The organism is Pontibacter mucosus, assembly GCF_003054055.1.
In the GTDB taxonomy this organism is placed as follows: domain Bacteria; phylum Bacteroidota; class Bacteroidia; order Cytophagales; family Hymenobacteraceae; genus Pontibacter; species Pontibacter mucosus.
Genome location: NZ_QBKI01000008.1, coordinates 253,103 through 267,988 on the forward strand (window position 1 = coordinate 253,103; position 14,886 = coordinate 267,988).

General features: G+C 52.5%; 11 protein-coding genes and 1 rRNA gene. 7 read left to right on the forward strand and 5 right to left on the reverse strand.

Annotation, left to right across the window (positions count from 1 at the left end; all coding sequences use genetic code 11):
- Window positions 1–53 precede the first annotated feature (53 nt).
- The gene (locus tag C8N40_RS16460; protein ID WP_245905157.1) at window positions 54–617 is read left to right on the forward strand and encodes a hypothetical protein; all 564 of its coding nucleotides are present in this window, start codon (window positions 54–56) and stop codon (window positions 615–617) included.
- Window positions 618–672: 55 nt separating this feature from the next.
- Here C8N40_RS16460 and C8N40_RS16465 read toward each other — a convergent pair whose 3' ends face one another.
- The 4 genes from C8N40_RS16465 to C8N40_RS16480 form a co-directional block, all read right to left on the reverse strand.
- Complete coding sequence (locus C8N40_RS16465) at window positions 673–1,476, reverse strand: pentapeptide repeat-containing protein (RefSeq protein WP_108212895.1); 804 nt, start codon at window positions 1,474–1,476, stop codon at window positions 673–675.
- A gap of 170 nt (window positions 1,477–1,646) precedes the next feature.
- Complete coding sequence (gene lpdA / locus C8N40_RS16470) at window positions 1,647–3,050, reverse strand: dihydrolipoyl dehydrogenase (protein WP_108212896.1); 1,404 nt, start codon at window positions 3,048–3,050, stop codon at window positions 1,647–1,649.
- 194 nt (window positions 3,051–3,244) lie between these two features.
- The gene (odhB, locus tag C8N40_RS16475; protein ID WP_108212897.1) at window positions 3,245–4,816 is read right to left on the reverse strand and encodes a 2-oxoglutarate dehydrogenase complex dihydrolipoyllysine-residue succinyltransferase; all 1,572 of its coding nucleotides are present in this window, start codon (window positions 4,814–4,816) and stop codon (window positions 3,245–3,247) included.
- A gap of 116 nt (window positions 4,817–4,932) precedes the next feature.
- Window positions 4,933–7,689 carry a 2-oxoglutarate dehydrogenase E1 component gene (locus tag C8N40_RS16480; protein ID WP_108212898.1) on the reverse strand — a complete coding sequence of 919 codons (2,757 nt, stop codon included), beginning with the start codon at window positions 7,687–7,689 and terminating at the stop codon, window positions 4,933–4,935.
- Window positions 7,690–8,244: 555 nt separating this feature from the next.
- Between C8N40_RS16480 and C8N40_RS16485 the strand changes: the two genes are divergently transcribed.
- From C8N40_RS16485 to aspA, 6 genes are all read left to right on the forward strand, one after another.
- Window positions 8,245–8,541 (forward strand): WYL domain-containing protein, encoded by a 297-nt coding sequence (locus tag C8N40_RS16485; RefSeq protein ID WP_108212899.1) that lies wholly within the window; start codon window positions 8,245–8,247, stop codon window positions 8,539–8,541.
- Window positions 8,542–8,670: 129 nt separating this feature from the next.
- Window positions 8,671–9,141: a very short patch repair endonuclease gene (locus C8N40_RS16490; protein WP_245905158.1), complete on the forward strand. Its 471-nt coding sequence runs from the start codon at window positions 8,671–8,673 to the stop codon at window positions 9,139–9,141.
- 68 nt (window positions 9,142–9,209) lie between these two features.
- Window positions 9,210–10,943: a M28 family metallopeptidase gene (locus C8N40_RS16495; RefSeq protein WP_108212900.1), complete on the forward strand. Its 1,734-nt coding sequence runs from the start codon at window positions 9,210–9,212 to the stop codon at window positions 10,941–10,943.
- Between the two features lie 312 nt (window positions 10,944–11,255).
- Entirely contained in the window at window positions 11,256–11,486 is a 231-nt protein-coding gene (locus tag C8N40_RS16500) for a hypothetical protein (RefSeq protein ID WP_108212922.1), read from the forward strand.
- A 136-nt stretch (window positions 11,487–11,622) separates the two neighbouring features.
- Complete coding sequence (locus tag C8N40_RS16505) at window positions 11,623–12,792, forward strand: ribonuclease D (protein ID WP_108212901.1); 1,170 nt, start codon at window positions 11,623–11,625, stop codon at window positions 12,790–12,792.
- Between the two features lie 38 nt (window positions 12,793–12,830).
- A complete protein-coding gene (gene aspA, locus C8N40_RS16510) occupies window positions 12,831–14,240 on the forward strand; it encodes an aspartate ammonia-lyase (RefSeq protein ID WP_108212902.1) in 1,410 nt (469 codons plus the stop codon).
- Window positions 14,241–14,796: 556 nt separating this feature from the next.
- Here aspA and rrf read toward each other — a convergent pair.
- Window positions 14,797–14,886, reverse strand: a 5S ribosomal RNA gene (rrf, locus tag C8N40_RS16515); the annotation flags it as partial.

Below are 14,886 nucleotides of genomic sequence, written 5' to 3' on the forward strand. Positions count from 1 at the left end.
AACCAAACACCGCACAAACCCAGTACAATCCTATAGTTATCCCGCTACAACGTATGATGATGGAGCAGCCGTTGCCCGAACCTATCCTGTTTCACCCGCTCAAGCACCACCTGGGCTTCCTGAAGGATTTTGCCGCCCAAAGTATAGCGTGGCCGGAACCGGAGCTGCTAAAGGCATTCAAGCGTATTGGTGGCTCGCAGCTGGATTTGTACATTGGCCCGCTCTCGCCGCTGCAGATAGCCGGGGAGGTGATTTTATACTTGAAACAGCACCAGCTGCATATGCCTGCGCTATACCAAAGCTATCTAGGCCCTGGTGGCTACCGCCTCTGCTCCCTCTCCGACGGCTCTGCCTGGACGCTGCGCTGGGGCGTGCACGCAGGAAGGCACGTGCACCTGCACCCCGGCCGCTACTCGCTGCACACGTTGCGGGTAAAGGCCAACCACCTTAAAACCGCGCTTGCCGTAGCCATAGCAAGTATAAAGTATAACCAGCCTGTAACCCTGCCCTTGCTGAACCAGGTGCGGGCCGGGTGGCTGGCGTTGCCGCCAGTGCCGGGTTACACTTCGGAGGAAGGCTTGGGCAAGGTACTGGACCTGGTGCTGAACCAAGTATAAACTAACAGCGCCACCCCGTTAATGAGGTGGCGCTGCCCGCACAAGTGTTATATCGTTACCGGTTCATGCTTTGCAGCGAGGCCAGCGTCACTTTCTGATCGTTCAGCTCCGTATACTTAAAGTCGTTACCTCCCCTGAAGCTGGCGCCTTTTATGTTAAAGTTGCCGGCTACTTTGGTATACTTAAAGTTGGCGGTGCCATCGAACAGGGCTTTTTCAAAATTGGCACTACGCGCAAACTTGGTATACTTGTAATTGGCCTCGCCCTTGTAGGTGGCGCCGGCAAAGCTGGCCCGCTCCGGGAACTCCACATACTTAAAGTTAGCCTCGCCGCCAAAGCGCACATTACTGAAGTTCACGCTCCTATCAAACTCGGCATACTTGAAGTTGGCCTCCTCTGCAAAGCGGCTGCTCATAAACGAAACATCGCCCTCGAACTCGCTATACTTGAAAGCTGCTTTCTGCTTAAAGGTGCAACTCTCGAACAGGACCTCTTTCTCGAAGTTTGTATTGTATACCTCGCTGGTTTTCTTCTTCAGGTTTACCCGCAGTTGCTCCACATTATCCGGGTTAAAGTATGCCAGCACATCGCCCGTAAAAGTGCAGTTTACAAATGAGAGCGGAGCCGTAACCGTGCTTACATACTTCCTGGTGCTATACTTGTCCTCGCCGCCTTCCACCAGTTTCATGTTGTCCAGCTTCGTCATGTCCAGGTCGCCTACAATCTCCACATTCTTGTAGCGAACAGCCTCGCCCCGATTCATCTTGGCGATGACTTCGGAGGCGTTTACTTTGGTCTGCGCCATACTTAGCAGCGGCAGAAACAATAGCAGGAGTAGCGTTTGTACTTGTTTTCTCATAGTAGATATGGTTTATGTTTTGTGTGTCTGATTTATAGATGGAGAAAGTATAGCAAGGGTTGCCTGGGGGATGAAATATTTATACTTCATCTGCTAACCTGCCTTTAAAACACAAAAAGCGCCACCCTTTGCAGAGCGGCGCTTTTATATTTTATACTTCTATACCTTGCTTAGATGTGCAGCGCGCGGTTATCGGTGGCTGCCAGGCAAGCCTCCTTCAGGGCTTCGGTATAGGTTGGGTGCGCGTGGCTCATGCGGGCAACATCCTCTGCCGACGCACGGAACTCCATCGCTACTACCGCCTCGGCAATCATATCCGCAGCGCGAGGGCCGATCATGTGCACACCCAGGATCTCGTCGGTGTTCTTATCGGCCAGCACCTTCACGAAGCCATCCGTATCCATAGACGCCTTGGCACGGCCAGACGCTTTGAACGGGAACGAGCCGGACTTGTAGGCGCGGCCCTGCTCCTTCAGCTGCTCCTCGGTATAGCCTACACCAGCCACCTCCGGCCAGGTATACACCACACCCGGTATCAGGTTATAGTTGATGTGCGGCTTCTGGCCAACGATCTGCTCGGCTACCAGCACGCCTTCTTCCTCGGCTTTGTGGGCCAGCATCGCGCCACGCACCACGTCGCCAATCGCGTAGATGCCCGGCACGTTGGTTTCCAGGTGGTCGTTTACGGCAATCATACCGCGCTCGCCCAGCTGCACACCGGCGTTCTCCAGTCCCAGTCCTTCGGTGTATGGCTTGCGGCCTACTGATACCAGCACGTAATCGCCTTCGAAAGTCACCACCTCGCCTTTCGGGTTCTCGGCGGTTACTTTTACAACTTCGCCCTCGTTCGTAGCGCCCGTTACCTTGTGGCTCATGAAGAACTCAAACTTAAGCGACTTTTTCAACACGCGCTGCAGCTCTTTGCCCAGGGCACGGTCCATGGTTGGGATGATGGCATCCATATACTCAATCACCTGCACTTTGGTACCCAGGCGGGCATACACAGAACCTAGTTCCAGGCCAATCACACCGCCCCCGATCACAATCAGGTTTTTAGGAACCTCCGTCAGCGATAAAGCCTCGGTAGACGTAATAATGCGCTTCTTATCGATGGGCAGGAACGGCAGCGTCGTTGGCTTAGAACCTGTAGCGATGATCGTCTTGTCTGTTTCGATCTGCTGCTCTTTGCCTTCTGCGTCTGTTATCTTTATCGTGTTTTTGTTCACGAAAGAGCCCAGGCCATAGTAGGTATCGATCTTGTGCTTCTTCATCAGGTAAGCAATGCCGTCGTTGTTCGATTTCACTACGCCTGCCTTGCGCTGAATCATCTGTCCGATGTTTACCTGCAGGTTTTCCAGCTCGATGCCGTGCTCTGTAAAAGTATGCGCTGCGTTGTGGAAGTGCTCTGAAGAGTCCAGAAGCGCCTTGGATGGGATACAGCCCACGTTCAGGCAGGTACCGCCCAGCACGTTATACTTCTCTATGATAGCGGTTTTCAGGCCAAGTTGCGCGCAACGTATCGCTGCCACGTAGCCTCCAGGGCCAGAACCGATTACGGTAACGTCGTATTTCATCTTTTTATACTTTTGGAGCTCTAAATGCTCGTTTTTTTATTTGATTTCCCTGCGATTGTAAACCCACCCCTGCCCCTCCCGAGAGGGGATTTTTCTGCAGTTTCTAATTCCCCTCCTCGGAGGGGTTAGGGGTGGGTTCAATAAAAAGGAGGAGCAAACACTTTCGCTTACCCCTCCTTCCTTATCTCTTAAATTTATACTCCAAGAAGCAGTCTCATCGGATCTTCCAGCAGCTCTTTAACCCGCACGAGGAAGCTTACCGACTCACGGCCATCAATGATGCGGTGGTCGTAGGAAAGGGCCAGGTACATCATCGGGCGGATCTCTACTTGGCCGTTAACGGCAACCGGGCGCTGCACGATGTTGTGCATACCAAGTATAGCCGACTGCGGCGCGTTAATGATAGGCGTAGACATCATGGAGCCAAACACACCACCGTTGGTGATGGTGAAGGTACCACCTGTCATCTCCTCGATAGAAAGCTTGCCGTCGCGGGCTTTTTTAGCCAGACGTACCACTTCTTTCTCGATGCCGTCCAGTGTCAGGCCTTCCGCGTTGCGGATAACCGGCACCACCAGGCCTTTTGGAGAGGAAACAGCAATTGACACATCCACGAAATCATTAAAGACAATGTCGTTGCCATCGATCTGGGCATTTACGGCCGGCCACTCCTGCAGCGCAACGGTACAAGCCTTTGTGAAGAACGACATAAAGCCCAGGCCAACATCATGCTTCTCTTTGAACTTGTCCTTATACTTGGCGCGGATGTCCATGATCGGCTTCATGTCTACCTCGTTGAAGGTGGTGAGCATGGCCGTTTCGTTTTTAACCGTTACCAGTCGGCGGGCAACTGTCTTACGCAGGGAGCTCATCTTCTCGCGGCGCTGGTTGCGGTCGCCGGTAGAGGCAGGCGCCTCGCTGGCAGCCGCTTGCTTAGGAGCAGCCGCAGCCGGCTTAGCAGCAGCTTTCTGCGCGTTCTGCGCATCCTCTTTTGTAATGCGACCGTCACGGCCTGAGCCCTGAACATCGGCAGGGTTTATACCTTTTTCGGCAAGGATTTTTCCGGCGGCCGGAGATGGGGTGCCAGAGGCGTAAGTCTGCGCACCTGACGGAGCTGCGGCAGTCTGAGGAGCAACAGCCTGTGTAGCGGCTTCCTGCTTGGCGTTTGCCTGTGCGTTAGCCTGAACCTGCCCTGCACCTGGTACGATGCGGCAAAGCAAACCACCAATTTCTATCGTGTCGCCCTGCTGCGCTACGATTTGCAGTGTACCGGCCGCCTCGGCTGGCAGCTCAAACGTAGCCTTGTCAGACTCCAGCTCGGCAATAACTTCGTCCATCTCTACATGGTCGCCATCTTTTTTCAGCCAGCTGGCAATGGTTACCTCCGTGATAGACTCGCCTACCGTTGGCACTTTCATTTCCACGGCCTCGCCGGCGCCGCCTGTGGTGGCAGCGGGCGCAGCACCTTGCGCCGCCGCTGGTGCAGCAGCTTGCTCAGCAGCAGGAGCCGATGGAGCAGATGCCGCAGCACCGTCCTGTTCGATCTGGCAGATAACACCGCCCACTTCGATGGTGTCGCCTTCCTGCGCTACAATGCGTAAAATGCCTGCGGCTTCGGCTGGCAGTTCGAATGTGGCTTTGTCAGACTCGAGTTCCGCAATCACCTCATCCATCTCCACGCGGTCGCCGTCATTTTTTAGCCACTTGGCTATCGTTACCTCGGTGATGGACTCACCTACGGCAGGCACTTTAACTTCTAAGCTCATATTTTATCAGAATTATGAATTACAAATTTTGAATTACGAATTAGTAATGATTAATGACGAATGAATAATGAAGTCTTTCCTGAGCTCATTACTCATTCATCATTACTAATTAATCATTAGATAGCGAAAGCGCGTTCGATTAGCTCCTGCTGCTCTTTGGTATGCACCTTCAGGTAACCGGTTGCCGGCGAGGCGCTGGCCTTGCGGGCTACCACATCTTCCACGCCATGGCGCATGATGCGCAGGATGTACGTCCAGGCGCCCATGTTCTCCGGCTCTTCCTGCACCCAGTATACTTTCGCGTTTTTATACTTGCTCAGTTCGGCCTCCAGTTGCACCTTAGGGAACGGTGCCAGCTGCTCCAGGCGGATGATGGCCACATCCTGGCGGTTGTTCTTCTGCTGCTCTTCCACCAGGTCGAAGTATACTTTGCCGGAGCACAGCAACACTTTCGTCACCGCTTCAGCCGAGGCATACGTATCGCCGATCACTTCTCTGAAGCCACCTGACGTGAAGTCCTCTACCGGGGAAACAACAGCCGGATGGCGCAGCAACGATTTAGGCGACATGTTGATAGCAGGCTTGCGGAACGGCAGGGCCAGCTGACGGCGCATGAAGTGGAACAGGTTGGCAGGCGTTGTGATGTAGGTCACAAACATGTTGTTCTCGGCTGCCAGCTGCAGGAAGCGCTCAGGACGGGCGTTGGAGTGCTCCGGTCCCTGGCCCTCGTAGCCATGCGGCAACAGCATCACCAGGCCGTTCATACGCTGCCACTTAGACTCTGTGGAGGAAATGAACTGGTCGATCATCACCTGGGCACCGTTGGCGAAGTCACCGAACTGGGCTTCCCAGATTACGAGTGCGTTCGGATTGGCCATCGCATAGCCAAACTCAAACCCAAGCACGCCATACTCTGAAAGCAGCGAGTTGTAGATCTCAAACGAACCCTGCTCCTCGCTCATGTGGTTCAGGCTGTTGTAAGGCGCGCTGGTGTTCGCGTCGCGCAGCACGGCGTGGCGGTGCGAGAACGTACCACGCTGCACGTCCTGGCCGGAGAAACGAACTAATTTGCCTTCCAGCAGCACGGAGCCGTAAGCCAGCAACTCACCGGCGGCCCAGTTCAGCTGCCTGGTCTCGAAGAACATCTCCTTACGCTCCTTCAGCAGTTTCTCGATCTGCTTGAGCGGTTTAAAGCCCTGTGGTAGTGTGGTAAGCGCTCTGCCTACAGTTTCTACCACTTCAGCAGAAACGCCTGTCTCCGGAGACTGGTCGAAATCCTCTGGCTTGGAACGGCGCAGGCTTTGCCACTCCTTCTCCAGCACCTGGTAGTTGTAGGGCAGCGGCTTTTGCTTCACCATATCCAGGCGGTCCTGCAGCAGGTTACGGAACTCCTTGTCCATGCTCTGGGCCAGCTCTGCGTCTACCTCTCCGCGGGCGATGAGTTGCTTGTTGTATACTTCGCGCGGGTTAGGGTGCTTCGAGATGATGTTGTACAGCTGCGGCTGCGTGAACTTCGGCTCGTCGGACTCGTTGTGGCCATGGCGGCGGTAACACACCATGTCGATGAAGATATCGTTGTTGTAGCGCTGGCGGTACTCCATGGCCATGCGCATGGCAAACACCACAGCCTCCGGATCGTCGCCGTTTACGTGCAGCACCGGCGCATCAATTATTTTGGCCACATCCGTGCTGTAAATAGACGAGCGGGCGTCTTCAAAGTCGGTTGTAAAACCTACCTGGTTGTTGATCACGAAGTGGATGGTGCCGCCGGTGTCATAACCACGCAGGTTGGCCATCTGGGTCACTTCGTACACGATGCCCTGGCCAGCCACAGCCGCGTCGCCGTGTATCAGGATTGGCAACACCTTGTCCGGGTCTTTGCCATACATGCAGTCAATTTTAGCACGCACGAAGCCTTCCACCACCGGGTTCACTGCCTCCAGGTGCGATGGGTTCGGGGCCAGCTTCAGGTTCACTTTTTTGCCCGACGGTGTTTCCACCTCAGAAGAGAAGCCCATGTGGTATTTCACGTCGCCATCGCCCATCGTCAGGTCCGGCACGGCAGTACCCTCAAACTCAGAGAAGATCTGCTCATAGGTTTTGCCCATGATATTGGCCAGCACGTTCAGGCGGCCGCGGTGCGCCATGCCTATCACCACTTCCTCCACGCCTAGCTCGGAGGCTTTATCAATGGCGGCATCCAGGGCAGGAATGGTGGTTTCGCCACCCTCCAGCGAGAAGCGCTTCTGGCCCAGGAACTTCGTGTGCAGGAAGTTCTCAAACACCACCGCCTCGTTCAGCTTGGAGAGGATGCGTTTTTTATACTCGATACCTGGGTTAAAATTCAGGGAGTCGCGCTCTATCTTCTGCCTAAACCAGTCCAGCATCTCCGGGTCGCGGATGTACATGTACTCAAAGCCGATAGAGCCGGTATAGATTTTCTTCAGGGCAGCCTCAATATCGCGCAGCGTAGCCGGCCCGATACCGATGATTTCCCCTACCTGGAATACAGTGTCTAGGTCGGCGTCTGTCAGCCCGAAGTCGGCCAGGTCGAGCCTTGCCTTACGGTCTTTGCGGGGCCGTACCGGGTTGGTGTTGGAGCGCAGGTGGCCGCGCGTGCGGTAGGCGTGAATCAGGTTGCGAACGGCTACCTCCTTTTCAGATTCGCCGGCGACAACCGCACCTTTTGCAGGAGCAGCGACAACGGCTTCGGCAGCTTCATGGCCGTTTTCACCATAGGCTGTGGAAAACTCGAAGCCCTCGAAAAATTTGCGCCATCCAAAATCTACCGATTCCGGATCCTGCTGATAGGACTTGTACAGCCCTTCGATGTAATCGCCATGCGCGTTGGCGATGTAAGTATATTTATCCATAGTATAGAACTACTGCATGTGTTACCGGCAAAGTTAGAGGTATTCTCGAAAAATCAAATAACACGGATTCGCATTAGCAAATATGCCTTATTTTCAAGACAAAAACCTCCTATAGCATACCCCATTTATACCGTTGCGGTTACTTGTATACTATGGTTTAACTCATAATTACTAAGTATGTTTAAAGTAGCTAGGCCGACACCAGCAGCCTGTGGTTATACTTGGATCTGATGGACAGGGGGTCGGTACGGCAATAGGGCCCCAGCTTTATACTTTAAACGCTGGCTTTTCCAACTTTAGACTTTCGACATGACAAGCTGAAGTAGAGCAACTATGCCCGTATCATACTATGAGACCCATTAATCCAGCCACTAAAGTACAATCGTACTTATAATAAGTTATAGTTACTTATAAGCCGTCTGTTTCCTGTTACAACAGTAAATATAACTGCACCTTTATCACAGTAAAGTAGTTCATGCTGCAATAACCTTCTGCTTACGGGCACGAGGCCGGTCAACAATGCAGACATTATCGGTCCTATAATCTGAGGGAAATATGTATAGCTATCTGCTGGAAGAACTATCGAAGGCAATCGGGGCAAGGCTCCTGGTAAGCTTCGAATACGAGGGGGAGTCCCATGTGGTGGAGCCGCATTTGCTGGGGCAGAATAAGCAGAACGAGTCGTGCTTGCTTGCGTGGCGCTTAACCAAGGCCGGGCAGCAACAGGGGTGGCAGTGTTACCGCTTAAGCGACATGCAGCATGCAAAGCTTCTTGATGAGCGATTCAGCAAAAAGCGCCCCGGCTACGACCCTTACGACAGTACCATGACCCGGATTTACTACCGCATATAAGACAAACTTTTCGCGTACGCCTCTCCAAGTTATGAAGACCGCCTGCTTTCAGGCTGAGTAAGGTTATCTGGAAGTATAAAACTAAGTTAAACTCATTGGTGTTATGCCTGTGCAGCAACAGGTGTAGCATTGCCAAAGAAAAGAAAGTACAAGAAGCCCCAGGCTCCCCTTACAGCACAGGAAAGGGTGAGCCGCTATATGCGGGGAAACAAGTCCAGGAACACGCAGCCTGAGCTAAAGCTCCGGAAGGGCCTTTGGGCCGCCGGCCTGCGCGGCTACCGGGTGCACTGGGTTAAAGCCCCGGGCAAGCCGGATATCTGCTACCCCTCCCGCCGCCTGGCCATATTTGTGCACGGCTGCTTCTGGCACCGTTGCCCTTACTGCCTGCCCGCCCTTCCCAAAACCAGCTCTGATTTCTGGCAAAGCAAGTTCGAGGCAAACCTGGCCCGCGACGCAAAGTATAAGCACATGTACCGCGAAGCTGGCTGGCAGCGCCTGGTAGTTTGGGAGTGCCAGTTAAAGTATGGCCAGCCAAGTATAGTCGCCCTAATCCGCGAGCTGCACAGCGGCGTGCCCGCCAGTTGGGAATTAGCGGCTTAAGAAGTATAAACCAATAGAAAGTATAGAATTTTCTTTAACTTCAGGGGACACTAATCTATACTTTCACTATGAAGAGACATATCCCGATCCTGGGCCTTCTCGGGCTGCTGGCCTTGGGCTGTAGCGAGAGCTCGAGGCAGGTGAGCGAAGCGGAGCAGGAAGCCGCCACCGCCGACAGCACCAACCTGCAACCTGCCCTGCAAAGCATCACCGCTGAGAGCCTGCTGGCCCATACCACCACCCTCTCCTCCGATGCATTCGAAGGCCGTGCCCCTGGTTCTGTGGGGGAGGATTCCACGGTAGCGTACCTAACCCGCCACTTTAAGCAGCTGGGCCTGCAGCCGGGTAACCCCGACGGCACCTATGTGCAGAATGTACCTATGTTCGGCTACACTCCTAGCCCGAAAGCCACTATCACGGCCAACGGCAAGAATATTCCGCTCAGTTTCCCGAACGATTACGTAGCCCTTACCCGCCGCTATGTGGAGAGCGTGGATCTGAATAACTCTGACATGGTGTTTGTGGGCTATGGCGTGGTGGCTCCGGAGTATGGCTGGGACGACTACAAAGGCCTGGATGTGAAAGGCAAAACGATTGTGATGCTGGTGAATGATCCGCCGGTGGAAGACCCGCAAAACCCTGGGCAGCTGGATAGCACCATGTTTGGCGGCAAAGCCATGACCTACTATGGCCGCTGGACCTATAAGTATGAAATTGCCGCAGAGAAAGGCGCCGCTGCCGCCATCATCATCCACGAGACCGGCCCGGCAGGCTACCCTTACGAGGTCATCTCCGGCAGCCACAGCCGCGAAGGGGTTGAGATCGTCACGCCTGATAAAAACATGAACCGCGCCGAAGTGGAGGCCTGGATAACAGAGCCGAAAGCCCGTGAGCTTTTCACCGCCCTTGGCAATGATTTTGACAAACTGAAGGAAGCGGCCAAGAAGAAGGACTTTAAGCCGGTTCCGCTGAAGGCCACTGCCAGCTTTAATATCAAAAACAAGCTGCGTGAGGTGCAGTCGCAGAACGTGATTGCCAAGCTGGAAGGCTCTGACCCGAAGCTGAAGGATGAGTACGTGATCTACACCGCGCACTGGGATCACCTGGGCAAGGACCCTAACCTGCAGGGCGACCAGATTTACAACGGCGCGCAGGATAACGCGACAGGCACCGCCGCCCTGCTCGAGCTGGCAAAGGCGTTCAGCAAAATGGAAACCAAGCCCAAGCGCTCTATACTTTTCCTGGCGGTAACGGCTGAGGAGAAGGGCCTCTTGGGCTCTAAATACTACGCCAGCAGCAACCCGCTGTACCCGCTGGCGAAAACGGTTGCCGTTATCAACATGGATGTGCTGAATGCCTATGGCCCGACTGAAGATGTAGTGGTGGTTGGCTTTGGCAACTCTACGCTGGAGGATGTGCTCGCAGAAGAGGCCAAGTCCCAGAACCGCCGCATCGTGCCGGAAGCTACCCCTGAGGTAGGCTCTTTCTACCGCTCTGACCACTTTGAGTTTGCCAAGCAAGGCGTGCCCGCACTTTATGCCAGCTCTGGTGTGATAGCCCGCAACCAACCGGCCGATTACGTGAAAAAATGGAAGGAGAACTATACTACCAACGATTATCACAAACCTTCTGATGAGGTGCGCGATGACTGGAACCTGGAAGGCGCTGTCGAAGACCTGCAGCTTTTCCTGCGTGTGGGCTATCGTGTGGCAAACACAGAAGCTTCCCCGGAGTGGAAGGAAGGGACTGAGTTTAAGGCTAAGCGCGAAGAAACGCTCTCCAGAGCTGCCGCCTCTAACTAACCCCCATACACGATTATACTATAAGCCCGCTGCCTGTAGCAGCGGGCTTATTTTTTAGACACCCTCTAAATTTATACTTTCTCTCGTACTACCGTGCTCGTGACGCAATCGACTTAGTCAAACATATCATAAATAAAGTTATACTTCTTTAGTTTACAGGTCATTTCCGCACTAACTGTTCACTCCATTTTTCTGTTCGTTAACTCCCTTATTAATGCCGCTTACTCTAAAATGTGCAATATTATACTTTGCACAGGGTTACTTGCTTTCGCCTTTCGTATTAATAAGTACAAAATCAATGATATAATGATTATGAAAAAGATATGGAAATTCGCTTTTGCCGCTTTCGCAGTTGTTGCTTTTACGGCATGCGGCACTGACAATAATACAACAACAGAGTCAGACACAGTTGAGACTACAGACGAAACTGTGGATACTGATATGGATATGGATGAGGATACCACTATTGTTGTAGAAGACACTACCGTGAACGATGGGGTGGCTGACGAAATTGAGGAAGAGCAGCCTCCTGTTCAGCAATAACACGTAAAGCATAAAAGTATAAAAAAGTCCCTGCCCCGCTGCAGGGGCTTTTTTTGTGCCTCGCCACAATGGCCTGCATGCCTAAAAAGAAGCTTGCATTAAAGTATAATGTGCTTTAACCTTCCTATATTTAGGAATGGAAAACACAACGCTGATTTTTGATGGCGTAACCATAAAACTGATTGAGCAACAGGAGCAGTTGGCGGAGGTGGTAAACCTGCTCAGCCAGAATAAAGAACTTGCCCTGGACCTGGAGTTTGATCAGAACAGGTTCACCTATGGGTTTAATCTTTGCCTTGTCCAGATTGCCGATGAAAACGGGGTCTGCTATATCATTGATCCTTTTGCTGTAGAGAACCTGCAGCCACTCTTCGATCTGTTTGGAAATAAGGCCATCACCAAGATCATACACCACTCCAACAACGACATACTGCTGCTGGATAAAATGGGGTGCCGCATCCAAAACGTGATGGACACCGATGTGGCGGCAAAAGTACTCAACTATGAGCGTTCTTCGCTGGCTACGGTTCTCAAGGAGGAGTTTGCTATTGATATTGACAAGTCCCAACAGTCCAGCAACTGGAACAAGCGCCCCCTGACGGAGGCGCAGCTACAGTACGCTGCTATCGATGTTATCTACCTGCACCGTATAAAAGCCAAGCTGCTGAACGAAATAGAGCGGTTAGGCCGCCTGCACTGGCTACAGGAAGAAAATGAACTATTGGCGTCGCTCACGTACTCTGAGCCCGAGAACCCCCACCTGAGGCTACGCAACGCTAACCGGCTTAACTTCTATCAGCAATACATCCTTAAAAGCCTTTATACTTTCAGGGAGCAGATGGGCAAGCAGTTCAACAAACCGGCCCCTTTTGTTATCTCCAACGATGCGCTGGTAGATTTAGCCAACAACCCAAACACAGACATTCATGAGTGGCTGAACCATACCCGCGGCATACATGGGGGGCTAAAGCGGCCCCGAAATGAGAAACTGCTGCGGGATGCCATCAAAGAGGCCCAGAAAGAGGCTAAAGCCAACCACATCAGCCACGATTACCCTGAAAGCCGCTGGCAGCGGCCTCTGCGCACGCCGGAAACCGAACAACGCAGGGATGAGCTGACCACCGTGCAAAAGCGGATTGTGGAGAAGTATGGCGAGTATGCGGCGCGTCTGATCATCACCCAAAGTGTCATTAACGACTATAGCTTTACAGGCGAGTTAAGATGCACAAAGAGGTATGCCACTGCTATCTTGCTGCAGACAGCGCATGAGGTGGGTATAGGTTTGCCACCACCAAGGCTTGAGTAGTTACATTCTAAATAAAACAAATAAGCACTTTTTTTCTTATGAGCGAGTTCAGGACTGAGCACGACTTTTTGGGAGAGATGGAAATCCCGAACGAAGTATACTATGGCATCCAAACAGCCCGTGCCCTAGACAACTTCCATATTACAGGCATCCCTATTTCCACGGAGCCGCTTCTGATCAAGGCTTTCGGCTATGTTAAAAAAGCAGCTGCCTTGGCAAACCGCGACTGCGGCGTGCTTCAGCCTGAGATTGCGGATGCTATCTGCAAGGCCTGCGATAAACTGATAGCCGGAGAATACCTGGATCAATTCGTTACTGATATGATCCAGGGCGGCGCAGGAACCTCTGTTAACATGAACGCTAACGAGGTAATAGCTAACATCGCTCTGGAGATTCTTGGCCACCCGAAAGGCGACTACCAGTACGTGCACCCTAACAACCACGTAAACTTCTCGCAGTCTACCAATGATGCCTATCCTACCGCCTTCCGCCTGGCACTATATCATAAAATTGAAAACTTTATAGAGAGCCTGGAAGCTCTGCAGGCTGCCTTTGCACAGAAGGGAGAGGAGTTCAAGAATGTGCTCAAAATGGGGCGCACCCAACTTCAGGATGCCGTACCTATGACGCTGGGGGCAGAGTTCAAAGGCTTTTCCACCACTATCAAAGAGGATATACAGCGCCTGAACGAAGCCAAGATGCTCATCTGCGAAATCAATATGGGGGCAACAGCCATCGGCACTTCTATAAATGCGCCCGAGGGTTATCCCCAGATCGTAACAGAGCACCTACGCGCTATTACCGGAATTCCTGTTGTGCTTGCCGAAGACTTGATAGAGGCAACCTGCGACACAGGAGCCTATGTCCAGGTATCTGGCGTACTGAAACGTTCGGCTATCAAGATATCCAAAATTTGCAACGACCTCCGGCTGCTTTCTTCCGGCCCAAGGGCAGGTATAAACGAAATCAATTTGCCACGCATGCAGCCAGGTTCTTCTATTATGCCAGGCAAAGTGAACCCAGTGATTCCAGAGGTTGTAAACCAAACGGCCCATTACGTTATCGGCTGTGACATAACAGTAACAATGGCCGCCGAGGCAGGTCAACTTCAGCTAAACGTAATGGAGCCGGTGATTGCCTTTAGTCTTTTCAGCTCTTTCACCTACATGGAGAATGCCTGTTACACACTCACCAACAAATGCGTGAAAGGCATAACCGCGAATGAAGAGATATGCGCTAATATGGTTATGAACAGCATTGGCATTGTTACGTCTCTGAATCCTATACTTGGTTACGAGGAAGCCTCCTCAATTGCCAAGGAAGCCCTGGCTACAGGTAAATCCATTCACCAGATTACGGTTATAGAGCGTAAGCTTATAACGCAGCAAAAATGGGAGGAAATTTTCTCCATTGAGAACCTGATTAACCCGAAGTTCATCAACAGCTAATCAGCTTTACATAAGGCGGGGCTAGCTACCCTATGTTCGGAGTACCATAAAAAGAAAGAGCGCCTTGAGGATATCAAGACGCTCTTTCTTTTTATAGTTGCTGAATTAAACATGGTTGAGCAGTCTAGAAGAGTCCTGCATACCCTTATGGATTCATTTATGCGCAACGGAACTACTTGCCATGTAGCGTGAACCGTTCTTGGAGGGGCTAGAGGTGAGTTTGAAAGCAAAATGATGCAGATTGTGTTTACTAACCAGATAATGATATTATACTAGTTCTACCAATTGCTAAAGACCTCCTGAAAGGACAAGTAGCGCTTCCGTCTCCTTCAAAGTATACAGGAAGTCATCGCGATAGAGGGGATGCAACTACCGCCAAGAAAGAGCAAAGGTTTTACTGGATTATGCTGGTACAGCGGCCACTGCCAGTGGCTGCTAAGGCAGATGCGGCGCGTACGCGAAGGGCCAGCCGCAGCTGTTCTTCCGCTGCCGGTTTGGGGTGTGTAAACGAAAAAAGGGGCAGCGGGAATCACTTCCTGCTGCCCCCTTGGGATGGGGTTGGCGGCCACCTACTCTCCCGGGGGTGAACCCAGTACCATCGGCGCTCCCGGGCTTAACGGCTCTGTTCGGAATGGGAAGAGGTGCT

What these genes read in the sequence shown, in the direction of transcription:
- C8N40_RS16480 (WP_108212898.1), bottom strand. Translation starts at nt 7,689, where the DNA reads ATGGATAAATATACTTACATCGCCAACGCGCATGGCGATTACATCGAA.
- C8N40_RS16500 (WP_108212922.1), top strand. Translation starts at nt 11,256, where the DNA reads ATGAAAAAGATATGGAAATTCGCTTTTGCCGCTTTCGCAGTTGTTGCT.
- C8N40_RS16485 (WP_108212899.1), top strand. Translation starts at nt 8,245, where the DNA reads ATGTATAGCTATCTGCTGGAAGAACTATCGAAGGCAATCGGGGCAAGG.
- C8N40_RS16505 (WP_108212901.1), top strand. Translation starts at nt 11,623, where the DNA reads ATGGAAAACACAACGCTGATTTTTGATGGCGTAACCATAAAACTGATT.
- lpdA (WP_108212896.1), bottom strand. Translation starts at nt 3,050, where the DNA reads ATGAAATACGACGTTACCGTAATCGGTTCTGGCCCTGGAGGCTACGTG.
- C8N40_RS16495 (WP_108212900.1), top strand. Translation starts at nt 9,210, where the DNA reads ATGAAGAGACATATCCCGATCCTGGGCCTTCTCGGGCTGCTGGCCTTG.
- C8N40_RS16465 (WP_108212895.1), bottom strand. Translation starts at nt 1,476, where the DNA reads ATGAGAAAACAAGTACAAACGCTACTCCTGCTATTGTTTCTGCCGCTG.
- C8N40_RS16460 (WP_245905157.1), top strand. Translation starts at nt 54, where the DNA reads ATGATGATGGAGCAGCCGTTGCCCGAACCTATCCTGTTTCACCCGCTC.
- odhB (WP_108212897.1), bottom strand. Translation starts at nt 4,816, where the DNA reads ATGAGCTTAGAAGTTAAAGTGCCTGCCGTAGGTGAGTCCATCACCGAG.
- aspA (WP_108212902.1), top strand. Translation starts at nt 12,831, where the DNA reads ATGAGCGAGTTCAGGACTGAGCACGACTTTTTGGGAGAGATGGAAATC.